The 22,140-nt window shown below is 52.2% G+C and carries 22 protein-coding genes and 1 tRNA gene; 17 read left to right on the top strand and 6 right to left on the bottom strand.

Annotation, left to right across the window (positions count from 1 at the left end; genetic code table 11):
* Window positions 1-71 precede the first annotated feature (71 nt).
* Both NHG65_RS05680 and NHG65_RS05675 read right to left on the bottom strand, forming a co-directional pair.
* A complete protein-coding gene (locus NHG65_RS05680) occupies window positions 72-1,007 on the bottom strand; it encodes a transketolase family protein (RefSeq protein WP_499183031.1) in 936 nt (311 codons plus the stop codon).
* Window positions 1,000-1,830 (bottom strand): transketolase, encoded by an 831-nt coding sequence (locus NHG65_RS05675; protein WP_099065393.1) that lies wholly within the window; start codon window positions 1,828-1,830, stop codon window positions 1,000-1,002. Before NHG65_RS05675 ends, NHG65_RS05680 begins: the two co-directional genes overlap by 8 nt.
* A 366-nt stretch (window positions 1,831-2,196) precedes the next feature.
* On the opposite strand from NHG65_RS05675, the gene NHG65_RS05670 reads away from it, so the two are divergent.
* The 8 genes from NHG65_RS05670 (at window position 2,197) to NHG65_RS05635 (ending at window position 11,147) form a co-directional block, all read left to right on the top strand.
* On the top strand, window positions 2,197-3,147 hold the full coding sequence (locus NHG65_RS05670; RefSeq protein ID WP_499183030.1) for a sugar-binding transcriptional regulator: 951 nt from the start codon (window positions 2,197-2,199) through the stop codon (window positions 3,145-3,147).
* Window positions 3,148-3,510: 363 nt separating this feature from the next.
* Window positions 3,511-5,031, top strand: a complete 1,521-nt coding sequence (locus NHG65_RS05665; protein WP_099065391.1) for an FGGY family carbohydrate kinase — start codon at window positions 3,511-3,513, stop codon at window positions 5,029-5,031.
* A gap of 133 nt (window positions 5,032-5,164) precedes the next feature.
* Complete coding sequence (locus NHG65_RS05660; RefSeq protein ID WP_207976178.1) at window positions 5,165-6,100, top strand: D-ribose ABC transporter substrate-binding protein; 936 nt, start codon at window positions 5,165-5,167, stop codon at window positions 6,098-6,100.
* A 42-nt stretch (window positions 6,101-6,142) separates the two neighbouring features.
* Complete coding sequence (locus tag NHG65_RS05655) at window positions 6,143-6,763, top strand: DUF2291 family protein (RefSeq protein WP_099065389.1); 621 nt, start codon at window positions 6,143-6,145, stop codon at window positions 6,761-6,763.
* A gap of 1 nt (window position 6,764) precedes the next feature.
* Entirely contained in the window at window positions 6,765-8,309 is a 1,545-nt protein-coding gene (locus NHG65_RS05650) for a sugar ABC transporter ATP-binding protein (RefSeq protein WP_283602702.1), read from the top strand.
* A 17-nt stretch (window positions 8,310-8,326) separates the two neighbouring features.
* Window positions 8,327-9,382: an ABC transporter permease gene (locus tag NHG65_RS05645; RefSeq protein WP_261427346.1), complete on the top strand. Its 1,056-nt coding sequence runs from the start codon at window positions 8,327-8,329 to the stop codon at window positions 9,380-9,382.
* Between the two features lie 57 nt (window positions 9,383-9,439).
* Entirely contained in the window at window positions 9,440-10,237 is a 798-nt protein-coding gene (locus tag NHG65_RS05640; protein WP_099065386.1) for an SDR family oxidoreductase, read from the top strand.
* Window positions 10,238-10,361: 124 nt separating this feature from the next.
* Window positions 10,362-11,147, top strand: a complete 786-nt coding sequence (locus NHG65_RS05635) for an SDR family oxidoreductase (protein WP_099065385.1) — start codon at window positions 10,362-10,364, stop codon at window positions 11,145-11,147.
* Window positions 11,148-11,675: 528 nt separating this feature from the next.
* Here NHG65_RS05635 and NHG65_RS05630 read toward each other — a convergent pair.
* Window positions 11,676-12,026 (bottom strand): winged helix-turn-helix transcriptional regulator, encoded by a 351-nt coding sequence (locus NHG65_RS05630; RefSeq protein ID WP_499183029.1) that lies wholly within the window; start codon window positions 12,024-12,026, stop codon window positions 11,676-11,678.
* 155 nt (window positions 12,027-12,181) lie between these two features.
* On the opposite strand from NHG65_RS05630, the gene NHG65_RS05625 reads away from it, so the two are divergent.
* The 3 genes from NHG65_RS05625 to NHG65_RS05615 all read left to right on the top strand — a co-directional run bounded on the left by NHG65_RS05625 (window position 12,182) and on the right by NHG65_RS05615 (window position 14,570).
* Window positions 12,182-12,850 (top strand): isochorismatase family protein, encoded by a 669-nt coding sequence (locus tag NHG65_RS05625; RefSeq protein WP_099065383.1) that lies wholly within the window; start codon window positions 12,182-12,184, stop codon window positions 12,848-12,850.
* 265 nt (window positions 12,851-13,115) lie between these two features.
* Window positions 13,116-13,616: a nuclear transport factor 2 family protein gene (locus NHG65_RS05620; protein WP_499183028.1), complete on the top strand. Its 501-nt coding sequence runs from the start codon at window positions 13,116-13,118 to the stop codon at window positions 13,614-13,616.
* Window positions 13,617-13,679: 63 nt separating this feature from the next.
* Window positions 13,680-14,570: an alpha/beta hydrolase gene (locus NHG65_RS05615; protein WP_198404503.1), complete on the top strand. Its 891-nt coding sequence runs from the start codon at window positions 13,680-13,682 to the stop codon at window positions 14,568-14,570.
* 210 nt (window positions 14,571-14,780) lie between these two features.
* Here NHG65_RS05615 and NHG65_RS05610 read toward each other — a convergent pair.
* Window positions 14,781-14,857 (bottom strand) — tRNA-Arg (locus tag NHG65_RS05610).
* 332 nt (window positions 14,858-15,189) lie between these two features.
* Here NHG65_RS05610 and folD point away from each other — a divergent pair.
* Together folD and ybcJ are read left to right on the top strand one after the other, a co-directional pair.
* Complete coding sequence (folD, locus tag NHG65_RS05605; RefSeq protein WP_099065332.1) at window positions 15,190-16,056, top strand: bifunctional methylenetetrahydrofolate dehydrogenase/methenyltetrahydrofolate cyclohydrolase FolD; 867 nt, start codon at window positions 15,190-15,192, stop codon at window positions 16,054-16,056.
* Between the two features lie 10 nt (window positions 16,057-16,066).
* Window positions 16,067-16,279: a ribosome-associated protein YbcJ gene (gene ybcJ / locus NHG65_RS05600; RefSeq protein ID WP_085115525.1), complete on the top strand. Its 213-nt coding sequence runs from the start codon at window positions 16,067-16,069 to the stop codon at window positions 16,277-16,279.
* Window positions 16,280-16,348: 69 nt separating this feature from the next.
* Here ybcJ and cysS read toward each other — a convergent pair whose 3' ends face one another.
* The gene (cysS, locus tag NHG65_RS05595; protein ID WP_207976191.1) at window positions 16,349-17,734 is read right to left on the bottom strand and encodes a cysteine--tRNA ligase; all 1,386 of its coding nucleotides are present in this window, start codon (window positions 17,732-17,734) and stop codon (window positions 16,349-16,351) included.
* 302 nt (window positions 17,735-18,036) lie between these two features.
* Here cysS and ppiB point away from each other — a divergent pair, with 302 nt between their 5' ends.
* The 4 genes from ppiB to purK all read left to right on the top strand — a co-directional run bounded on the left by ppiB (window position 18,037) and on the right by purK (window position 21,019).
* A complete protein-coding gene (gene ppiB, locus NHG65_RS05590; protein ID WP_085115523.1) occupies window positions 18,037-18,531 on the top strand; it encodes a peptidylprolyl isomerase B in 495 nt (164 codons plus the stop codon).
* Window positions 18,532-18,541: 10 nt separating this feature from the next.
* On the top strand, window positions 18,542-19,264 hold the full coding sequence (locus tag NHG65_RS05585; RefSeq protein ID WP_219015566.1) for a UDP-2,3-diacylglucosamine diphosphatase: 723 nt from the start codon (window positions 18,542-18,544) through the stop codon (window positions 19,262-19,264).
* A 166-nt stretch (window positions 19,265-19,430) separates the two neighbouring features.
* A complete protein-coding gene (purE, locus tag NHG65_RS05580; RefSeq protein ID WP_099065335.1) occupies window positions 19,431-19,955 on the top strand; it encodes a 5-(carboxyamino)imidazole ribonucleotide mutase in 525 nt (174 codons plus the stop codon).
* Entirely contained in the window at window positions 19,952-21,019 is a 1,068-nt protein-coding gene (purK, locus tag NHG65_RS05575) for a 5-(carboxyamino)imidazole ribonucleotide synthase (RefSeq protein ID WP_413502058.1), read from the top strand. Before purE ends, purK begins: the two co-directional genes overlap by 4 nt.
* 70 nt (window positions 21,020-21,089) lie before the next feature.
* Here purK and galE read toward each other — a convergent pair whose 3' ends face one another.
* Entirely contained in the window at window positions 21,090-22,106 is a 1,017-nt protein-coding gene (galE, locus tag NHG65_RS05570) for a UDP-glucose 4-epimerase GalE (protein WP_219015563.1), read from the bottom strand.
* Window positions 22,107-22,140 lie beyond the last annotated feature (34 nt).

Raw genomic sequence — 22,140 nt, 5'->3', positions numbered from 1 at the left:
TTGTGAGGACACTCTGCACGTCATAAACGCAAAAAACCGCGCGGTTGCCCGCGCAGGTTGTTATAGCAAAATTAGTGCATCTTCTGCGCCAGTACAGCAATAGCGGCTGCATCAAAACCGTGGTGCTGACGCAGCCAGCCGCGATCGGCCGCCGCCGCATATTCTCCATCAGGGATCCCCAAACGCTTGAGCGGAATGCCGACACCCGCTTCGGCCAGCACTTCCGCAACCAGACTCCCCAACCCGCCATTCACGTTATGTTCTTCAACCGTGATCACCGCTTTGCATGGTTTCAGTGCCAGCAGCAACGCTGCCGTATCGCAAGGACGAATTGAAGGGACGCTGACCACTTTGGCCTGAACCCCCGCGTCAGCAAGCCTTTGCGCAGCATCGACAACTTCATGTACCGTCGATCCGGTTGCTACCAGCGCAATATCTTCACCTTCGCGCAGCGTCACCACGGCCCCCGGCACAAACTGATAATTTTCATCATGCAGTTCCGGCAGCGCCTTGCCATCGAGGCGAATATAAACCGGCCCCTGATAGCGAATGGCATAATCGATAATCTGCCGACATTCTCGCGGTGAAGAGGGCGCGAAAATCTGAATATTGCCGAAGCCGCGCATCACTGCCAGATCGTCAATCGCGTGGTGGGTACTCGCCAGCGGGCCATAGCTGGCCCCTGCGTTGAGACCGAACAGTTTGACGTTAGTATTGTTGTAGCAAACGTCGACTTTAATTTGCTCATTGGCGCGAGAGATCAGGAAGGGTGCGGCATTACAGGTCACCGCCACTTTCCCGCCCAGCGCCAGCCCGGCCGCCGTTCCGACCATGCTCTGCTCGGCGATCCCTACGTTAACCAGGCGGCCTGGGAATTGTTTAATAAAAGGGGCAATCTTTGCCGTTGACGTTGAGTCAGCCACCACCGGTACCAGATCAATACCGCTTTCAACTGCATCAATAAACGCTTGAACCATTACGCTCGCCAGGTGTTCTGCATTACTCATCTTTCAGCTCCTCCAGTGCCAGTGCAATTTCTTCGCCTTTCGGTACCCGGTGGTGCCATTCCGGACGCCCCTGGATAAAGGAGATACCGGCACCTTTCGTGGTATTGGCGATAATAACGTTGGGTTTACCTTCCTGTTTCAGTCCTTCCAACGTCGCAACCACCGACGCCATGTCATTTCCCTGGCACTCGGTCACCGTCATGCCGAAGGCTTTCCATTTATCGGCCAGCGGATCGGTGTTCATAATTTCGTGGGTCGGCCCTGCCAACTGGAGATTGTTCTTGTCATTAATGATAACCAGGTTATCGAGCCCGTAGTGTGCTGCAGCCAAGGCCGCCTCCCAGTTACTGCCTTCAGTCAGTTCGCCATCGCCGGTAATTAAAAAGATGCGGCGGGCGCTATTACTTTTTTTCGCAGCCAGCGCCAGCCCCACGGCAACCGGCAAGCCGTGGCCCAGCGCGCCGGTGTTGAGTTCGATACCTGGGGTTTTCTGCCGAACCGGGTGGCCAGGAAGATGGGAGTTCGGATGCTGATAGGTCTCCAGCCAGTCAACGGGGAAGAAACCCGCTTCGGCCAACACACAGTAGTAGCATCCCACCGCGTGGCCTTTGGACTGGATGTAAATATCGCGCTGGTCGTCAGCAATACGTTCTGGCGCAACATTCAGAATGCGAAAGTAGAGTGCAGTGATCAGTTCAACCTGAGACAAGTCGGCTCCGGTATGCCCACCGGCAGGGCTGTTGGCATTCAATCTGACGATATGGCGACGTATGGCGCGGGCTTTACGCTCAAGTGCCGGGACATCATAGCTATAGGGATTCATTTAATACCTCTGAATTTATTTTCAACTTGGAATATTTATTCCGTCAGGGACTAAAAAAACCAGATATCCCCAGACAAGGCATCGCAAGGCTTCCGCCGCTGCATCATACTCAGGAACATTCTGCCTCCTTACCACCAGGCTTATCTGCGCCTGGATACTTTTTCAGTTGACCTGGAATCACCAATGAATATATATTCAATAACGACTCTTTATTCAATTATGCAATCACTGTTCTGTTTTTGTCCATAGCTGATTTTGAGTATTGGTGAAAGTTAGATATTCATCACACTTAAATGTCTTTTCTTTTCGCGTATGATAAAGAGCTCTAACATAATGGCTGCACGTAAATGATTTTCGGGGAAATATATGGCTAAGCAGGATGAACAACGGCTATTAGTTAAGATTGCCACGCTTTACTATCTTGAAGGACAAAAGCAGTCCGATATTGCTCAACTTCTCTCGCTTTCTCAGTCATTTATCTCCCGAGCAATTACGCGTTGCCAAAAGGAAGGCGTGGTCAAAATTAGCGTTGTTCAGCCATCGAATATTTTTCTGAATCTTGAAAAAGGTCTTGAGGATCGCTACGGAATTAAACAAGCCATCGTGGTGGATACCGAAGAGGATGCCAACGATCACACCATCAAGCGCGCCATCGGTTCTGCCGCCGCCCACTATCTGGAAACGCGATTACGGCCGAAAGATCTGATTGGCGTCTCTTCCTGGAGCTCAACAATCCGCGCCATGGTCGATGAGGTTCACGCCCAAAACCTGAAGGCTAACGGTGTTATTCAACTACTGGGCGGCGTGGGGCCTAACGGTAACGTGCAGGCTACCATCCTCACCCAAACCCTGGCGCAACATCTGAACTGTGATGCCTGGCTGCTGCCCTCCCAGAGCATTGAAGGCTCGACGGAGGAAAAAAATCGTCTCGTTGCCAGTAAAGATGTCGCCAATGTGATTGCTCGCTTCGATGAAGTCGATATTGCCATCGTCGGTATTGGCATCCTCGAACCCTCGCAACTGCTCAAAACTTCAGGAAACTACTACCACGAAGATATGCTTCAGGTGTTGGCGGAACGTGGGGCGGTCGGCGACATCTGTTTGCACTACTACGATAAGAACGGCCAGGCTGTGTTACGCGATAATGAAGATCCTGTTATCGGCATGGCGCTGGAGAAAGTGAAAAAGTGCCCTAATGTGGTTGCCCTTGCCGGTGGCTCCGATAAAGTTGCCGCTATCAAAGGCGCGCTCTCGGGTGGTTACATCGATGTTTTAATCACGGACTACCCAACCGCGCGCCTGCTTGTCGCCGGTTAACTTCCCAGCCAAACACTTTCTCAAAACCTTTACGCTTTATCCCGAGCGTAAAGGCATAGAAAATAAACACATATATTTCAATGCTATAATCACCCCCATCCTCACTCTCTTTCACCCACATCCGCAAGCGTCATCGATCGGATAAGTGTGATTGCCAGCACAATTGATAACTTTTCCTGTAGCCCGACGGTAACTTTCTGGCTAAGGTATTAAATAAATAATCACTATCGAATATATATTCAGTGATTAAATAAGTGAAAACGAATTGTCACATCATGGCCTGCCAGGCAGCAGTGCGAGAACGAGGAATGCCTTCCCTTCCCCCTCCGCGCCAGGACAAAGTGTGACTCAGGAGACGACCTAATGCAGGCAACACGTAAAGAGTTCATCATTGCACTGGACGAAGGCACCACTAACGCCAAAGCCGTCGTACTCGATAGCCGCGGCCACATTGTGGTGAAATTCTCTCAGCCGCTGGCAATTCAAACGCCGCGCGACGGCTGGGTCGAGCAGTCGGGCGAGCTATTGGTTGAAGCCTCACTCGACGTTATCGCTAAAGCCGTTGAATACGTTGGCGCAGAAAACGTTGCTGCATTAGCTGTCAGCAATCAGCGCGAGACCGCCATTGGCTGGTATCGCCAGAGCGGTAAACCGATTAACGCCGCCATCTCCTGGCAGTGTACCCGCAGCGCCGCTTTTTGCGATGAACTGCGTTGCGAGAACAAAGAACAGCGAATTAAAACCGCCACCGGACTGCCGATCGCCCCCCTGTTCTCTGCCTCAAAAATGCGCTGGTTGCTGGAGTCTCTTCCTGAAGGCCGCCAGCTCGCAGAACGTGGAGAAATCTGCCTTGGCACCATCGATAGCTGGCTGCTGTGGAATTTAACCCAGGGTGAGGCGTTCTATTGCGATCACTCCAATGCCGCACGCACCCAGTTGCTGAACCTGCAAACCGGGCAGTGGGACAACGAGATGCTGGCGCTGTTCCAGATCCCTCTTGCCGCACTGCCGGAGATTAAACCTTCCAGCGGATTATTTGGTTATACCCGCGGGCTAAACGCGATCCCGGATGGTATTCCGGTGATGGCGATGGTGGGAGACTCCCATGCCGCGCTGTTTGGTCACGCCCTCGGCGAACTGGGCTGCGTTAAAGCCACCTATGGGACAGGCTCCTCGGTGATGGCACCGGTGCAATCGGCAAAATGCGACATTGACGCGCTGGCCACCACCATTGCCTGGCACGATGGCGATCGCATCACCTATGGGCTGGAGGGCAATATCCCACATACCGGTGATGCCGTTGCGTGGATGGCTGACAGCACGGGCTTAAGCGAGCTTTCCGATGCCGAACTGGCTCACGAACTCAATACCCTGCCCGCCTCCGTGGAATCTACGTTGGGCGTCTATTTTGTGCCTGCATTAACCGGCCTTGGCGCGCCGTGGTGGGATGACAGCGCTCGCGGCGTGATTTGCGGCCTGAGCCGTGGTGTCAAACGCGCGCATCTGATTCGTGCTGCACTGGAGTCAATTACCTATCAAATCGCCGATGTGGTTGTCGCCATGCGCCAGCAGGAAGACTTTCACTTAACAGCATTAATGGTCGACGGTGGCCCAACGAAAAATGACTGGTTAATGCAGTACCAGGCAGACCTGCTGGGTTGCCCGGTGATGCGCAGCAATGTTGCCGAACTTTCGGCGATTGGTGCCGCCCTACTCGCCCGCAAAGCCCTCACGCCAGGATCGATTACCGACCTGAAGGGCTTTTTAACCGAACACAGTGAATTTATTCCCGACATGGCCCGCCACCAGCGCCTGCAAAAAAGATGGCAGGAGTGGCGCCATGCGGTGAACAGAACATTATGGAAACCGGCATCGTCCACCTGACACCCACCAGGGAATCTTCGTGTGCGACGAACCTTAATCATCAACCAAAGGAGCCCCTCACCCATAAACTTGATATTCAGGCCTTACGTTGTTTCACCGTACCCGACAATAACAACCAAGAGAGAACATTGTCATGAAATTACGTTTAACGCTTTTAACTGTTGCTACCCTGACCGCTTTTTCTTTTACTGCCCAGGCAGTGGAAAAAGGCACCATTATGATCATGGTAAATTCGCTGGATAATCCGTATTACGCTTCTGAAGCCAAAGGTGCCAGCGAGAAAGCAAAAGAACTGGGATACCAAACCACAATTCTGTCGCATGGTGAAGATGTAAAAAAACAGAATGAACTGATTGATACAGCCATCGGTAAAAAAGTTCAGGGGATTATCCTTGATAATGCCGACTCAACCGCCAGCGTCGCGGCAATTGAGAAAGCAAAGAAAGCAGGTATTCCGGTGATCTTAATCAACAGGGAAATTCCTGTTGATGACGTCGCGCTTGAACAAATCACCCATAATAACTTCCAGGCTGGTTCTGAAGTCGCCAACGTATTTGTTGAGAAGATGACGGAAAAAGGAAAATATGCCGAACTGACCTGTAACCTTGCTGACAATAACTGCGTTACCCGTTCTAAATCTTTCCATCAGGTCATCGACCAATACCCGGATATGGTCAGCGTCGCGAAACAAGATGCCAAAGGGACGTTAATCGACGGCAAACGCATTATGGACAGCATTCTGCAGGCGCATCCTGACGTGAAAGGCGTAATTTGCGGCAACGGCCCTGTCGCACTGGGCGTTATTGCCGCGCTGAAAGCCGCGAATCGCACCGATGTTGTGGTTGTCGGTATTGATGGCAGCAACGATGAACGCGATGCCGTTAAAGCCGGAACCCTGCAAGCCACGGTGATGCTCCAGGCTCAGGCGATTGCTGCTCAGGGTGTTACCGACCTCGATAACTACCTGCAAAAAGGTGAAAAACCGGCAAAACAACGCGTTATGTTCCGCGGCATTCTGATCACCAAAGACAATGCAGACAAAGTTCAGGACTTCAACATCAAGTCCTGAGTTCGGGTTGTTGCGCCCCTTCGGGGGCGTATAGGAGAGTTTATGTATAAAAAAACCTGGCTGGCACTGGCCGTTCTTGCGCTTGGAGGCTGTCGTATAGTCTCTCAGCAAGAGCTGGCCGATCTTAAATCCCCGCCCAATCCGCATATGGCGAATATCGATCAGACGTGGCAAGACAAAGTGGTTCCACAGATCGTTTCTCAGGCCCGTCCCGTTGCCGAGTTAATGACAGCCTTACGCGCGGCTAAAGATATTGATAGCGCTTGCAAAACATTAGGCTATCGCGCTCAGGATGAGAATCCGTGCATTTTTTACGTCAAGGTTGAAGGCAATATCACCCATATTGACTCGACTTCCCGTAGCGGAAAAATGACGATTCAGGATACCGGCGGCAGCAATGTTGTGGTGCAAATTGGCCCAACGCTGCGCGGCACGCTGTTACGCGACGCCTACCAGGGTACCAGTTATCAGGACTTTAACGACCAGGTTCTGTTTGGCGAATATGGCCAGGCCATTAACGAACATGCGGTAAAAATGATTCAAGCGGCACAAGTTAAAACGGGCGAAGCTACGCAAGTGTATGGCGTATTCTCGGCCTGGGATATTCCGCAAACCATTCCTGATATTACGCCAGCGAAAATTGTTCGTTTGGGAGGGAAATAAAATGCCACAGCAAGAACTCGTCACTCCCCAACCAGTCGAATCTGAAGTTATTATCGAAACCCGTGAGTTATCCCGCGTCTATCCAGGGGTCGTGGCCTTAGATAACGTGAGCTACCGGGTCTATCGAAATAAAGTAAACGTTCTGATCGGAGAGAATGGTGCGGGTAAATCCACCATGATGAAAATGCTTGCTGGCGTTGAAACCCCTTCCTCCGGTCAAATTATTCTTGATGGTACCCCGGTTTCCCTTAGCTCGACTCACCAGGCCGAAAAGAAGGGAATCAGCATCATTTTTCAGGAATTAAATTTATTCCCGAACATGAACATCATGGATAATATCTTCATGGCTAACGAGTTTTTTCAGAAAGGGAAAATCAACGAAAAATATCAATATGAGTTAGCCAAAAAATTACTGGAAAGACTGGAGCTCAATGTCGATCCCTATACGCAACTTGGTGAATTAGGTATCGGCCACCAGCAGTTGGTCGAAATTGCACGTGCACTGTCGAAGGACACTCGCGTACTAATCATGGATGAACCTACTTCTGCACTAAGCCAGTCGGAAGTTAAAATCCTGTTTAACGTTATTGAGCAGCTTAAACGTCGCGGCGTCACCATTATTTATATTTCCCATCGACTGGAAGAACTGATGGAAATTGGCGATCACATTACCATTTTCCGCGATGGACGCTTTATCAGTGAACGTAATGTCAGCGATGCCAGCATTCCCTGGATTATCGAACAGATGGTCGGTGATAAGAAAAAACATTTCGACTATCAGCCCGCGCAGAAAGGCGAGACGGTACTTGCCGTTGAAGGTCTGACAGCGCTACACCACAGCGGCGGATATAAGCTCAACGATGTGAGCTTCACGCTGAGTAAAGGGGAAGTGATCGGTATTTACGGTCTGCTGGGTGCCGGGCGCACGGAGCTGTTTAAAGGTCTGATAGGACTGATGCCTTGCCAGAAGGGCAGCGTCCATCTTAATGGCGAAAATATTGGCAAAGCCCAGTTTCAGGCCCGACTTAAAAAAGGCCTGGCGTTAGTTCCCGAGGACCGACAGGGCGAAGGCGTGGTACAGATTATGTCGATTCAATCGAATATGACCTTATCGGATTTTAGCCTGAAAGGTTTTCGCCAGGCATGGAAATGGCTCAACCCGCAAAAAGAACACGCCAGCGTCAAAGAGATGATCCGCGAGCTCGCTATCAAAGTCAGCGACCCTGAACTGCCGATTACGTCCTTAAGCGGTGGCAATCAACAAAAAGTGGTGTTAGGCAAAGCCCTAATGACACGTCCACAGGTTGTTTTTCTCGATGAACCCACTCGCGGTATCGACGTCGGTGCCAAAACTGACGTTTATCACCTGATAGGCAAAATGGCCCAACAGGGTCTGGCAGTGATGTTCTCTTCATCGGAACTGGATGAAGTCATGGCGCTGGCGGATCGAATTTTGGTGATGGCCGATGGCCGAATTACCGCCGATTTACCGCGTCATGCGGTTACCCGCGAAAAATTAATCGCGGCTTCAACACCTCAAGATTAATCAGGCTGGAATCCATCATGAACCAGAAATATATGATTTATATGTACCTGCTGAAGGCCAGAACCTTTATCGCTCTGCTGCTGGTTATCGCGTTCTTCAGCGTGATGGTACCGAATTTCCTGACCACATCTAACTTGCTGATTATGACTCAGCACGTGGCCATCACCGGCCTGCTGGCCATCGGCATGACGCTGGTAATCCTGACCGGAGGGATCGACCTTTCTGTCGGTGCCGTCGCCGGGATCTGCGGAATGGTCGCCGGGGCATTATTGACCAACGGCCTGCCCTTATGGAACGGCAGCGTCATCTTCTTCAACGTCCCCGAAGTTATTCTTTGCGTGGCCATTTTCGGCATCGTTGTTGGCTTTATTAACGGTGCCGTGATCACCCGTTTCGGCGTGGCACCCTTTATCTGTACGCTGGGCATGATGTATGTCGCCAGGGGCTCTGCCTTGCTGTTCAACGACGGCAGCACCTACCCCAACCTCAACGGTATAGAAGCGCTGGGCAATACCGGTTTCGCTACTCTGGGCTCCGGTACGCTGATGGGTATTTATCTGCCTATCTGGTTGATGATTGGTTTCCTGCTGCTGGGTTACTGGCTGACGACCAAAACGCCACTTGGCCGCTATATCTACGCTATTGGTGGTAACGAATCCGCTGCTCGTCTGGCGGGTGTCCCGATCGTTAAAGCAAAAATATTCGTTTACGCCTTCTCCGGCCTGTGCTCCGCATTTGTTGGCCTGATCGTCGCTTCACAGCTGCAAACGGCCCATCCAATGACCGGCAATATGTTCGAAATGGACGCCATCGGTGCCACCGTGCTGGGCGGAACCGCGCTGGCAGGTGGGCGTGGGCGGGTTACGGGCTCAATTATTGGTGCTTTCGTCATCGTCTTCCTTGCTGACGGCATGGTGATGATGGGAGTCAGCGATTTCTGGCAAATGGTCATTAAGGGCGTGGTTATTGTCACCGCCGTCGTCGTCGACCAATTCCAGCAGAAATTACAGAACAAAGTCATCCTGATGCGTCGCCATGAGGAAAAACTTGCCACGGCCCAGGCCGCCAGTTAATACGCTTTCATTACCCCGCCGCACGCGCTTGCGTCCGGCCTATACAAGGGAAAAAACATGCAAAGAAATTTCCATAACAAAACGGTCGTTATCACCGGCGCATGCCGTGGGATTGGTGCTGGTATTGCTGAGCGCTTTGCTCGCGATGGCGCAAACCTGGTGATGGTCTCCAACGCCGAGCGTGTTCACGAAACGGCAGAAACCTTGCGCAAAAGTTACCAGGCCGAGATCCTGTCATTGCAGGTCGATGTCACTGATGAAGCGCAGGTGCAATCGTTGTACGAGCAAGCCGCAGCCCGTTTCGGCACTATCGATGTTTCTATCCAGAACGCTGGCGTGATCACCATCGATTATTACGATCGCATGCCGAAATCTGATTTTGAGAAAGTGCTGGCGGTTAACACCACCGGCGTCTGGCTCTGCTGCCGCGAGGCCGCCAAATACATGGTGAAACAAAAGCACGGCAGCCTGATTAATACCTCTTCAGGCCAGGGTCGTCAGGGCTTTATCTACACTCCACATTACGCTGCCAGCAAAATGGGCGTTATAGGCATTACGCAAAGCCTGGCCCACGAACTGGCGCCGTGGAATATCACCGTCAACGCCTTCTGCCCAGGCATTATCGAAAGCGAAATGTGGGATTACAACGACCGAGTGTGGGGTGAGGCCCTGAGTACCGAACAAAAACGCTATGGCAAAGGTGAACTGATGGCGGAATGGGTCGAAGGTATTCCGATGAAGCGCGCGGGTAAGCCGGAAGATGTCGCCGGACTGGTGGCCTTCCTCGCATCCGACGATGCACGCTACCTTACCGGGCAAACCATCAACATCGACGGCGGCCTGATTATGTCGTAATGCCCGTCAGGGACGACAAAACCAGAATAGTGGCCCAGAAGGCGTTAGTCGTAGCCCGGGATACTCCTACCCGTCGGTTTACGCCGTATTGCGCCACGGGATATTAATTCAGAGAGTGATGGCTATGATCACAAAAAATTTTTCTCAACAGCTGTTTAGTCTGCAGGACCGCGTGGCCTTCGTGACCGGTGCAGGCAGCGGCATCGGTCAGATGATTGCTTACGGACTCGCCAGCGCGGGCGCTCGGGTGGTTTGTTTTGATCTACGCGAAGACGGTGGCCTTGCCGAAACCGTTAAAAATATCGAATCGATTGGCGGGCAGGCCTGCTTTTATACCGGGGACGTGCGTCAACTCAGCGATCTGCGTGCTGGCGTCGCCTTGGCCAAAAGCCGCTTCGGCCGCCTCAATATCGCCGTTAACGCGGCCGGTATCGCCAACGCCAACCCGGCACTTGAGATGGAAACCGAACAATGGCAGCGGGTTATCGATATTAACCTCACCGGCGTGTGGAACTCCTGTAAAGCGGAAGCCGAACTGATGCAGGAATTAGGCGGTGGCTCGATTATTAATATTGCCTCCATGTCCGGCATTATTGTTAATCGCGGTCTTGAGCAGGCACATTACAACAGCTCCAAAGCGGGTGTTATTCACCTATCCAAAAGCCTCGCAATGGAATGGGTCAGCAAAGGGATCCGCGTCAACTCCATCAGCCCGGGATACACCGCCACGCCAATGAACACACGCCCTGAGATGATCCATCAGACCCGCGAATTTGAAAGCCAGACGCCGATTCAGCGAATGGCAAAAGTGGAGGAGATGGCTGGCCCGGCACTCTTCCTCGCCAGTGATGCCGCGTCGTTCTGTACCGGTGTTGATCTGGTCGTCGATGGCGGTTTTGTCTGCTGGTAAAAGCGGCGCTTAACTTTTGAGCTGTAGCCGAATGCGGAGGATCCTCTCCGCATTTATCCTCTCTCGTGAGGATCCCCTTTGGGTATTCTACGAGCTGACAATGAAAGTATAGAAAGGGATGCAGAGATCTCTGCACTTGGCACTGAATCATTTAACTGATCGTGTGAGTCAGATTGAGCACATCAATAATCTTTATCTCATAATGCTCAACTAATAAATACAGCCCACATCTTAATTTAAAATGTAAGCATCCCAATATGTTATGCATGCAACAATGATGAGTTCTTCTCTTATTCCAGGCATTATCCAGGCTCAGAGGAAATACCTATTCACTGTCCAGAGCATCATCCCACAGTCGAGAACAGCGCGCAGGGAAAGGTATCATTCAGAGTGGTGAAAGGTGTAAATCAGGCTGTTAATGCCAGGGAGGAATAATTTTTCAAGAATTTCATTCTATAGCTGGAAATGACTTTTCCCTGCTGAAATTTGCGAAAATCATTCCATACCCACAGAACAACCTCTTCTTCATCATATATCCATTTCTGGCTTTTCAGTTTCTTGCCTGGCTTCAAAAAAATCGGCCCAGTCCGCCATTGCATACAGGATAGGTGAGAGGGTGTTACCAAGCGAAGACATCGCGTACTCAACCCTCGGAGGTATTTCCCCAAAATCCTTTCTAACGACGAGACCATCCTCCTCTAATTCACGCAGTTGCTGAGCGAGAATTTTTGGCGATATGGGTCCAAGGCATCGCGTCAGCTCACCAAATCTTTTGGTACCCTCGAGAAGAAAATGAATGATCAGTACCTTCCACTTCCCCCCAATGACTTTCAACGTGATTTCGACGGGGCAGCTTGCCTTTTTATTAGCTATAGACATTTCAGGTTCTCAGTATCATTTTGGAAACTAGTAACATAAATGTAAGTAGTTGTGGTTTGGATGTGCAAGATATATTTTATCATTGCCCGACTCAAGTACTTTCACCGAACTGGTGATGTACATCGTCGTAAAAATTGGATATTAAGAGGAACAATATGGCTGCTACCAATGGAATGCTAGACCCAGATGATTCGGTTATTTTACTTATCGATCACCAGAGTGGGCTGTTCAATACGGTTCGTGACGTATCCATTCCCGATCTTCGCAATTACGTTACAGCGATCGCGAAGACAGCAACATTGCTGAATATTCCGGTGATCACTACTGCTTCTGTACCAGATGGTCCCAATGGCCCACTGATCCCAGAAATACATCAGTATGCACCCCATGCAGTATATGTGCCGCGCACCGGGCAGATAAACACGTGGGACAATCCTTTATTTGTGGAAGAGATTAAGAAGACGGGTCGGAAGACACTGATCATCGCCGGCACGCTTACAAGCGTTTGTATGGCCTTCCCTGCGGTGAGTGCGAGACAAGAGGGCTACAATGTTTATTGTGTCGTCGATGCTTCAGGAAACTGGAGTAAGTTGGCAACTGACACCACTATCGCTCGAGTCACGCAAGCTGGCGCGATCCCTACTGACACCTTCGCTATCGTTGCTGAGTTAATGCGAACCTGGAACCGTGCTGAAGGTTCACGCTTTGCTGAAATACTTTCTGAGCATGTGTGCCCTGAGTACAAGTGCCTGATGGAAAGCTTTAGTAAAGCCCAGGCTGTCGTCAAGGATGGCCCAGAGACAAATCTCGATAAATATCAGTAAATTAGAAAGATATGTAAGTAATACTCGCTGCAAATTTCCTCATATCGCATATGAGTGAGACAGATGAAACAGAGGGCACTACAGTGCCCTCTATCGTGCCAGAATGCAGTGGTTTACTGAATTTGAGCAGCTTAACTGGGGTCATATCTCACCTCAGAACAACGCAAGGTGACCCAGTAAAAAGAAAGAATTTCAGCGCAGAGTCCAAACGTGAATCTGCACAGTTTCTCAAACCTGGACCAAAAATATTAACGAAGGAGATATCATGTCGATTGAACAAGCATTAAAAACGCGACAACCCAAAGATATTGTAAAGGCATTCTTAGAAAATACCGCTAAGGATAAAGTTGAAAATGCCGCTAATCAATTAGTAGATATTAATGCTACCTATGTCTCGCTCAATTTTAACAACCCTGAGTTAAAACAGATTGAGCCTTGGGCGGGTACCTCCCAAGGGCGTCAAGTGTATATTGATACCTTCGTCAATGTTGGGACCTACTGGAATGTTGATGCCTTTGATATCACTGATATCCTTGCAGAGGGCGATACAGTGGCCGTATTTGGGCAATTTACTTACACCTCTGTCGCTCTGGGCCACCAGTTTACCTCCCCCTTTTCGATCAGGGCTAAAGTAGAAAACAGTAAAATCGTATATTTTCAGTTCATGGAAGATACTTATGCCTCTGCGGCATCATTCCGTGCCAGTGGTGAGTGGGTTATCCAGAACAGAACCGATGTGGCAGCATTTCAGGTAGGGAAAAAATAATCGGCAAAAGACAACATTCCTTTTTTAGGGACGTTTCGATAAACGGACAGGAGTAGCCATTTAATGGACAAGAAAATCGAACGAGTTTTAGAAATGCGGAGTGATTATCGTCAACTGATCCCGACTGCCGGTGAGCCAGATTGGGTAGAAACCCTGTCAGAAATAGTTATTCCCACCTCACCTGAATATGATATGCCTGCACGATTGTATGTCCCTGCACAAAAAGAAAACACACTTAAACCTGCAATTCTGTTTATTCATGGTGGTGGCTGGGTCTCGGGCGATTTAGATACTCATGATGTACTTTGCCGCGCCCTGGCCAATAAATTCGGTGCTGTCGTGCTGGCAATTGACTACCGTCTAGCCCCAGAGTTTCCCGCCCCAATAGGGATTGAAGATAGCTATGCAGCCTTACAATGGTTACATCAGCAGGCAGAGACGTTGCAGATCGACCGCAATGCTATTGCAGTAACCGGCGACAGCGCGGGAGCGACAATAGCTATAGTGGTGAATGCCCTCACCCGTGATCGTAAAGGCCCTCCCATTTGTGCACAGTGGTTGATGTATCCCAGTGCCAGTTTCGATTTTGACACACCATCCTTCGCCGCATTTGGTGAGACTAATTTCCCAACTACTGACATTATGAAATTTGTGGCAAGTTGTTACCTCCCTGAAGGGATGGCAATAAACGATCCGCTCGTTTCACCATTATATGGAAATCACCATCACCTTTCCCCGACACTTATATCCGTAGGTGACAATGATCCACTTTACGATGGATGTATACAGTTGGGCGATGTTTTAAACCATGCGGGAGTAACAACCCTGGTTAACGTGTATAAAAATGCTGAGCATGGCTTTATTCAATTCTTTAAAGATACCACCACCCATCCGGCAGGCATGGCTGGATTAAAAGATGGGGTGACTTTTTTGAAACATTACTTGCGTCCCTGATCTTCTTTTTTGGGGGGATATTCCCAGACTTTTCCGTCCCCCAGTTTCAGGTCTACTGATTGCTACTTTTGGAGAGCTGCCCCGTTTCCCCATATCATTTAACCGAACATACGAGAAAAAATTGACGAAATCTTGGCGGACAATGTCACTAATCTGGCACTTTTGGAAAATGTAGCTGTTGAGGAAGAAGCTTAATTCGTTGAATCTAAATGGTACGCCCTACAGGGCTCGAACCTGTGACCTACGGCTTAGAAGGCCGTTGCTCTATCCAACTGAGCTAAGGGCGCATTGGGATGCGGCAACCGAGGGTTGCGGGAGGGGATTATACGGTCAGGGGTTACTGAGTCAATGCCTTTTCATGACGTTACGGCTGTAGCCGTGCTTTATGGTGTTTTTTCAGCCATTACAGATATCGCTATGAAGTTAACATCGTTATTTATCTTGAGTTCGGCTCGGTACCGGGCAGTAAAAAGGTGTAGCGGATCATTCTGTTGGCATAAAAAAACGTAAATCATGCCAGGCAAACGGCGTCGAACACGATTCAGCGCCTGACAGCACGCTCCGCTTCTGACAAAATAGCACCATCCCCGCTTTTCTTAATTGATGGATTTCCTCACTGATGTCAGCAAAGATTATTGATGGTAAAACGATTGCGCAGCAGGTTAGAAACGAAGTGGCTGAGCAAGTTAAACAACGTCTGGCTGCAGGTAAACGCGCGCCGGGCCTGGCAGTCGTACTGGTTGGCGAAAACCCGGCCTCACAGATTTATGTCGCCAGCAAACGCCGCGCCTGTGATGAAGTGGGTTTCCTCTCCCGCTCCTATGATTTGCCTGCCACCACCAGTGAGGCAGAACTGCTGGCGCTGATCGATCAACTGAATACCGACGGCGAGATCGACGGTATTTTAGTGCAGTTGCCGCTGCCTGCCGGCATCGATAACGTCAAAGTGCTGGAACGTATTCATCCGGATAAAGACGTCGACGGTTTCCATCCGTACAACGTCGGTCGCCTGTGCCAGCGCTCGCCTAAACTGCGTCCCTGCACCCCACGCGGCATCGTCACCCTGCTCGAGCGTTATAACATCGATACCTATGGCCTGAATGCTGTCGTGGTTGGCGCGTCCAACATCGTCGGCCGCCCGATGAGCATGGAGCTGCTGCTGGCCGGTTGCACCACCACCGTGACCCACCGGTTCACCAAAAATCTGCGTCATCACGTTGAAAACGCCGATCTGCTGGTGGTTGCGGTCGGTAAACCGGGCTTTATTCCGGGTGATTGGATCAAACCGGGCGCGATCGTGGTGGATGTCGGCATTAACCGCCTGGAAAGTGGTAAAGTAGTCGGCGACGTAGATTTTGAAGCCGCCAGCGAGCGCGCAGCCTACATTACTCCGGTTCCGGGTGGCGTTGGTCCAATGACCGTTGCTACACTGATCCAAAATACCTTGCAGGCCTGCGAGGTTTATCACGACGTTCAACCTAAATAAGTAAGGCAGTATGGAAACTTTTAATCTGGATAATCACCCGCACGTCGAACTGTGCGACCTGCTCAAATTCCAGGGCTGGTGTGAAAGCGGCGGCGGCGCCAAAGAAGTCATCGCCGATGGGCAGGTGAAAGTGAACGGCAAAGTAGAAACGCGTAAGCGCTGCAAAATCGTTGCCGATCAGGTAGTCGAGTATAACGGCGGCAAAGTTGTCGTTAAGCCGTAAGCCGTGCTCCATAGAAAAAGGCGCTGAGGGTTAACTCAGCGCCTTTTTTGTTTGTCAGCCTAAAGCGAATTACTTACGGCGCCAGGTGGTCCCCTGTGGGCCATCTTCCAGCACGATGTTCATCTCGTTCAAGCGGTCGCGCGCGGCATCCGCCAGCGCCCAATCTTTAGCTTTGCGCGCGTCGTTGCGCTGTTTGATCAAGGCTTCGATCTCCGCCACTTCACCGTCATCAGCCTGTGCGCCGCCCTGCAGGAACAGCTCCGGTTCTTGCTGCAACAAGCCCAACACCTTCGCCAGCTTGCGCAGTTCCGCCGCCAGCCCGTTGGCTGCCGTCAGATCTTCAGCCTTCAGGCGGTTAACCTCACGCGCCAAATCAAACAGCGCTGAGTAAGCTTCTGGCGTATTGAAGTCGTCATCCATTGCCTCGCGGAAGCGGGCTTCGAACACTTCGCCACCGGCCGGTTGAGCGTTGACGTCGGTACCACGCAGCGCGGTGTACAGACGTTCCAGGGCAGTACGCGCCTGCTTCAGGTTCTCTTCGCTGTAGTTCAGTTGGCTACGATAGTGGCCAGACATCAGGAAGTAACGCACGGTTTCGGCGTCGTAGTAGCCCAGCACGTCGCGGATGGTGAAGAAGTTATCCAGCGATTTCGACATTTTTTCTTTGTCGATCATCACCATACCGGAGTGCATCCAGTAGTTGACGTACGGGCCATCGTGCGCACAGCTCGACTGGGCAATTTCGTTCTCGTGGTGCGGGAACATCAGATCGGAACCGCCGCCGTGGATGTCAAAATGAGTGCCCAACTGCTTGCAGTTCATGGCAGAACATTCAATGTGCCAACCCGGACGGCCTGCGCCCCATGGCGATTCCCAGCTCGGTTCGCCCGGCTTGGACATTTTCCACAGCACGAAATCCATCGGGTTGCGTTTCACGTCGTCGATTTCTACGCGTGCACCGGCCTGCAACTGATCCAGATCCTGGCGTGACAACAAGCCATATTGTGGATCGCTGTCGATGGAGAACATCACATCGCCGTTGCTGGCCACATAAGCGTGATCGCGATCGATCAGGCGCTGGGTGATCTCAATGATCTCGGCAATATGCTGGGTAGCACGCGGTTCGATGTCCGGGCGTTCAATCAGCAGGGAGTCGAAATCGGCGTGCATCTCTGCCAGCATGCGCGTGGTCAGTTGATCGCAGCTTTCGCCATTCTCTGTCGCGCGGCGGATAATTTTATCGTCAACGTCGGTAACGTTACGCACGTAGTTCAGCGAATAGCCGAGGTAGCGTAAATAACGCGCCACTACGTCGAAAGCAACAAAGGTACGCCCGTGGCCGATATGACACAGGTCATAGATGGTTACCCCGCACACGTACATGCCCACTTTACCGGCATGAATGGGTTTAAATTCCTCTTTTTGACGACTCAGGGTATTAAAAATCTTTAGCATCGGGACATTCCGTGGTGTGCGTGATAACAAAAATAGTAATTAGGCGATTCACCCAGCAGCGTATTGAAACCCGAAGCCTGATCTAATGCAAGGTTAAGGCCGCGGTTTGCTAAGCTGAGAGGTGGAAAACGGTGAGAAATCAGCGATCGCCTTCAACGTTATAATATAACAACTGTCGTTTTACCACAGTCGGCATGCGGTTTAGCCGCTGCTGACTGATTAAAGGAGATATGTTATAACGGCGGTCTGATTGTTCACTCGATCCCTGTGACATCTCAATTCATCTTGTTAGGACTAAAACTATGGTTACTTTCCACACTAATCACGGCGATATCGTTATCAACACCTTTGCTGACAAAGCGCCGGTTACCGTTGAAAACTTCCTGAACTATTGCCGTGCAGGTTTCTACGATAACACCATTTTCCACCGTGTTATCAATGGCTTTATGGTTCAGGGCGGCGGTTTCGAACCTGGCATGACCCAGAAAGACACCAAAGCGACCATCAAGAACGAAGCCAACAACGGTCTGAAAAACACCATCGGCACCCTGGCAATGGCTCGTACCAACGATCCACACTCTGCGACCGCACAGTTCTTCATCAACGTGGCTGACAACGACTTCCTGAACTTCCGCGGCGAAAACGCGCAGGGCTGGGGCTACTGCGTATTTGCTGAAGTGTCTGAAGGCATGGACGTGGTTAACAAGATCAAAGCGGTGAAAACTGGCCGTAGCGGCATGCACCAGGACGTACCGGTAGAAGACGTGATCGTCACTAGCGTTACCGTCAGCGAGTAATCGCGGCTGCATGAACACGCTGTTCATCGCAGATCTGCATTTAAGCGCACAGGAACCGGCAATCACTGCCGGTTTTCTGCGTTTTTTGCGGCAAGATGCTCCCCACGCCGACGCCCTGTACATTCTTGGCGACCTGTTTGAAGCCTGGATCGGTGATGACGATCCCGAGCCGCTGCACGGCGAAATCGCCGCGGCCCTGAAGGCGCTGCAACAGACTGGCGTCCCCTGCTACTTTATCCACGGCAACCGTGATTTTCTGGTCGGCAAACGCTTTGCCCGCGCCAGCGGCATGCAACTGCTGCCGGAAGAAAAAGTGCTGGATCTGTATGGCCGAAAAATCCTGATCCTGCATGGCGACACGCTGTGTACCGACGATCAGGCCTACCAACAGTTCCGTCGCAAAGTGCACAATCCCCTGATCCAAAAACTGTTTCTGGCGATGCCGCTACGCTGGCGACTGAAGATCGCTGCCAAAATGCGGGCCCGCAGCCAGCAGAGCAACCAGTACAAGTCGGAATCGATTATGGACGTCAACCCGCAAGCGGTTGAGCAGGCAATGCTGCGCCACCAGGTTCACTGGATGATCCACGGCCACACTCACCGCCCGGCGGTGCATGAATTGGCATTGAGCAACGGCAAGGCCCACCGCGCGGTGCTGGGTGCCTGGCACGTCGAAGGCTCGATGATCAAAGTCAGCGCCGACGCCGTCGAACTGATCCAGTTCCCATTCTAAGTTCCTGACTTGTCGCACAGGTAAAAAAATTCACCCTTTTGACGATGAAAACCGGCGACGCAACCGTTTTCCTCGCCGTGCGCTCATGGTATGCTCTACGCCCTCATTCGGCCTCCCGCCGCAGGCAACCGGCCGTCGTTTGTACAATCACAGGAGCCTTACACCCATGGGAGCCAACGCCGCTTCAGCCACCCACGCTGGGGTCAAAATCGCAATTGTAATGGGATCGAAAAGTGACTGGGCCACCATGCAGTTTGCGGCCGACGTCCTGACCTCGCTCGATGTCCCGTTCCATGTCGAAGTCGTTTCCGCTCATCGCACGCCAGACAAGCTGTTCAGCTTCGCCGAACAGGCGACGGCAAACGGTTTTGACGTGATCATTGCCGGTGCGGGCGGTGCTGCGCATCTGCCAGGCATGCTGGCGGCGAAAACGCTGGTTCCAGTGCTGGGTGTTCCGGTCCAAAGCGCCGCCCTAAGCGGTGTAGACAGCCTGTATTCGATCGTGCAAATGCCGCGTGGCATTCCCGTCGGTACTTTGGCGATCGGCAAAGCGGGTGCTGCCAATGCCGCACTGCTGGCGGCGCAAATTCTGGCGCTGCACGACACCGCGCTGGCACAACGCCTGGCCGACTGGCGTCAGGCACAGACTGACGACGTGCTGAACAACCCGGATCCGCGGGAGGAAGCATGAAGCCGGTTTGCGTACTGGGCAACGGCCAGTTAGGGCGCATGTTACGCCAGGCCGGTGAGCCGCTGGGCATCGCCGTGTATCCGGTTGGCCTCGACGCCGAACCGGAAGCCGTGCCCTACCAGAACAGCGTGATCACCGCTGAAATCGAACGCTGGCCGGAAACCGCGCTGACGCGCGAACTGGCGACCCATAACAGCTTCGTCAACCGCGATATCTTCCCACGTCTGGCGGACCGCCTGACGCAAAAACAGTTGCTCGATCAGCTTGGCCTGGCCACCGCGCCGTGGCAGTTGCTGGCCGATGCCGCCGAATGGCCACAGGTGTTTGCTGCCCTTGGCGAACTGGCGATCGTTAAACGCCGCGTTGGCGGGTACGACGGCCGCGGCCAATGGCGTCTGCGTCCAGGCCAGGAAACCGAACTGCCGGCCGATGCCTATGGCGAATGTATCGTCGAACAGGGCATTAACTTCTCCGGTGAGGTCTCGCTGGTCGGTGCACGCGGGCATGATGGCCAATCGGTGTTCTATCCGCTGACCCATAACCTGCATGAAGAAGGCATTCTGCGCACCAGCGTGGCATTACCGCAGCCCAACCCTGCGCTGCAACAGCAGGCGGAGCAAATGCTGACGGCCATCCTTGATGAGCTAAACTACATCGGCGTAATGGCGATGGAGTGCTTTATCGTTGGCGATCGTCTGTTGATTAACGAGCTGGCCCCCCGGGTGCACAACAGCGGTCACTGGACGCAGAACGGTGCTTCCATCAGCCAGTTCGAACTGCATCTGCGCGCTATTCTCGCCCTGCCGCTGCCGAAGCCGGTAGTGAGCACCCCGTCGGTGATGGTCAACCTGATCGGTACCGCAGTGGATCCGCAGTGGCTGGCGCTGCCGCTGGTGCATCTGCACTGGTACGAGAAAGAGGTGCGTGAAGGCCGTAAGGTCGGGCACCTGAACCTGAACGATCCTGACGCCTCTGCATTGCAGCAGACGTTACAGGCACTGGCACCTTTGCTACCAACCGAATACCAAAGCGGTCTGGCCTGGGCACAGCAAAAGCTGGCTTAAGTATTACGCCGCGCCAAAAACAAAGGGTTCAACTCATAGAGCTGAACCCTTTTTTATTGCCGATGAGAAGCTAGCGGCGATAGCCCTGCGGATTTTTACTCTGCCAGTTCCAGGTATCGCGCATCATCACGTCTAGCCCGCGTTGCACCTGCCAACCCAGTTCCTGTTTCGCCAGCCCGGCATCGGCCCAGAAGGCAGGCAAGTCGCCTGCGCGGCGCGGTAGGATCTGATAAGGAATGGCAACGCCCGAGGCCTTTTCAAACGCCTGCACCATTTCCAGCACCGAGTAGCCGACCCCGGAACCGAGGTTATAGGCTTTAAAACCGACGATCTTAGCTAAATGATCCATCGCCGCCAGATGGCCCTGCGCCACGTCCATCACGTGGATATAATCACGCACGCCCGTGCCGTCTTTGGTCGGGTAGTCGCCACCGAACACGCTCAGGGTTTCCCGCTGGCCAATCGCCACCTGCGCGATATAAGGCAGCAGGTTATTGGGGATGCCGCTCGGATCTTCACCAATCAGGCCAGATTCGTGGGCACCCACCGGATTAAAGTAGCGCAGCGCGATAATCGAAAATGCCGGTTCGGCCCTGGCAAAATCCTGCAGGATCTGTTCGACCATCCATTTGGAAGTACCGTAGGGACTGGTGGTGCCACCGATCGGCATATCTTCCCGGTAAGGCACCGGGGCATGTTCTCCGTACACCGTGGCGGAGGAGCTGAAGATAAACTGATGGACTCCCGCCTCGCGCATCGCCTCCAGCAACACCAGCGTCCCCGCCACGTTGTTCTGATAATACTCCAGCGGTTTTTGGGTAGATTCCCCCACCGCCTTCAGGCCGGCAAAGTGGATCACCGAGGCAACTTTGTTTTCCTCAAAGATGCGCTTCAGGCAACCGGCATCCTGCACATCTCCCTGATAGAACGTCGCGGCTTTGCCCGTCAGTTGTTCCACGCGCCGTAAAGACTCTTCGGACGCATTGACCAAATTATCCAGCACCACCACATCTTCACCACGTTCCAGCAGCGCCAGTACCGTATGTGAACCAATGTAGCCCGCGCCGCCGGTTACCAGAATCGTCATAACTTCACTTCCCCTTATTCAGTATCAGGAGCGA

Source organism: Serratia myotis (assembly GCF_027474885.1).
Taxonomy (GTDB): Bacteria; Pseudomonadota; Gammaproteobacteria; order Enterobacterales; family Enterobacteriaceae; genus Serratia; species Serratia proteamaculans.
Note: the sequence above shows the minus strand (reverse complement) of the source record. Positions and strands in the feature narration are given on the sequence as shown.

Excerpts from the sequence above, each read along its gene's own strand:
- NHG65_RS05680 (WP_499183031.1), bottom strand. The coding sequence starts at position 1,007 with ATGAGTAATGCAGAACACCTGGCGAGCGTAATGGTTCAAGCGTTTATT.
- NHG65_RS05675 (WP_099065393.1), bottom strand. The coding sequence starts at position 1,830 with ATGAATCCCTATAGCTATGATGTCCCGGCACTTGAGCGTAAAGCCCGC.
- NHG65_RS05670 (WP_499183030.1), top strand. The coding sequence starts at position 2,197 with ATGGCTAAGCAGGATGAACAACGGCTATTAGTTAAGATTGCCACGCTT.
- NHG65_RS05665 (WP_099065391.1), top strand. The coding sequence starts at position 3,511 with ATGCAGGCAACACGTAAAGAGTTCATCATTGCACTGGACGAAGGCACC.
- NHG65_RS05660 (WP_207976178.1), top strand. The coding sequence starts at position 5,165 with ATGAAATTACGTTTAACGCTTTTAACTGTTGCTACCCTGACCGCTTTT.
- NHG65_RS05655 (WP_099065389.1), top strand. The coding sequence starts at position 6,143 with ATGTATAAAAAAACCTGGCTGGCACTGGCCGTTCTTGCGCTTGGAGGC.
- NHG65_RS05650 (WP_283602702.1), top strand. The coding sequence starts at position 6,765 with ATGCCACAGCAAGAACTCGTCACTCCCCAACCAGTCGAATCTGAAGTT.
- NHG65_RS05645 (WP_261427346.1), top strand. The coding sequence starts at position 8,327 with ATGAACCAGAAATATATGATTTATATGTACCTGCTGAAGGCCAGAACC.
- NHG65_RS05640 (WP_099065386.1), top strand. The coding sequence starts at position 9,440 with ATGCAAAGAAATTTCCATAACAAAACGGTCGTTATCACCGGCGCATGC.
- NHG65_RS05635 (WP_099065385.1), top strand. The coding sequence starts at position 10,362 with ATGATCACAAAAAATTTTTCTCAACAGCTGTTTAGTCTGCAGGACCGC.
- NHG65_RS05630 (WP_499183029.1), bottom strand. The coding sequence starts at position 12,026 with ATGTCTATAGCTAATAAAAAGGCAAGCTGCCCCGTCGAAATCACGTTG.
- NHG65_RS05625 (WP_099065383.1), top strand. The coding sequence starts at position 12,182 with ATGGCTGCTACCAATGGAATGCTAGACCCAGATGATTCGGTTATTTTA.
- NHG65_RS05620 (WP_499183028.1), top strand. The coding sequence starts at position 13,116 with ATGTCGATTGAACAAGCATTAAAAACGCGACAACCCAAAGATATTGTA.
- NHG65_RS05615 (WP_198404503.1), top strand. The coding sequence starts at position 13,680 with ATGGACAAGAAAATCGAACGAGTTTTAGAAATGCGGAGTGATTATCGT.
- folD (WP_099065332.1), top strand. The coding sequence starts at position 15,190 with ATGTCAGCAAAGATTATTGATGGTAAAACGATTGCGCAGCAGGTTAGA.
- ybcJ (WP_085115525.1), top strand. The coding sequence starts at position 16,067 with ATGGAAACTTTTAATCTGGATAATCACCCGCACGTCGAACTGTGCGAC.
- cysS (WP_207976191.1), bottom strand. The coding sequence starts at position 17,734 with ATGCTAAAGATTTTTAATACCCTGAGTCGTCAAAAAGAGGAATTTAAA.
- ppiB (WP_085115523.1), top strand. The coding sequence starts at position 18,037 with ATGGTTACTTTCCACACTAATCACGGCGATATCGTTATCAACACCTTT.
- NHG65_RS05585 (WP_219015566.1), top strand. The coding sequence starts at position 18,542 with ATGAACACGCTGTTCATCGCAGATCTGCATTTAAGCGCACAGGAACCG.
- purE (WP_099065335.1), top strand. The coding sequence starts at position 19,431 with ATGGGAGCCAACGCCGCTTCAGCCACCCACGCTGGGGTCAAAATCGCA.
- purK (WP_413502058.1), top strand. The coding sequence starts at position 19,952 with ATGAAGCCGGTTTGCGTACTGGGCAACGGCCAGTTAGGGCGCATGTTA.
- galE (WP_219015563.1), bottom strand. The coding sequence starts at position 22,106 with ATGACGATTCTGGTAACCGGCGGCGCGGGCTACATTGGTTCACATACG.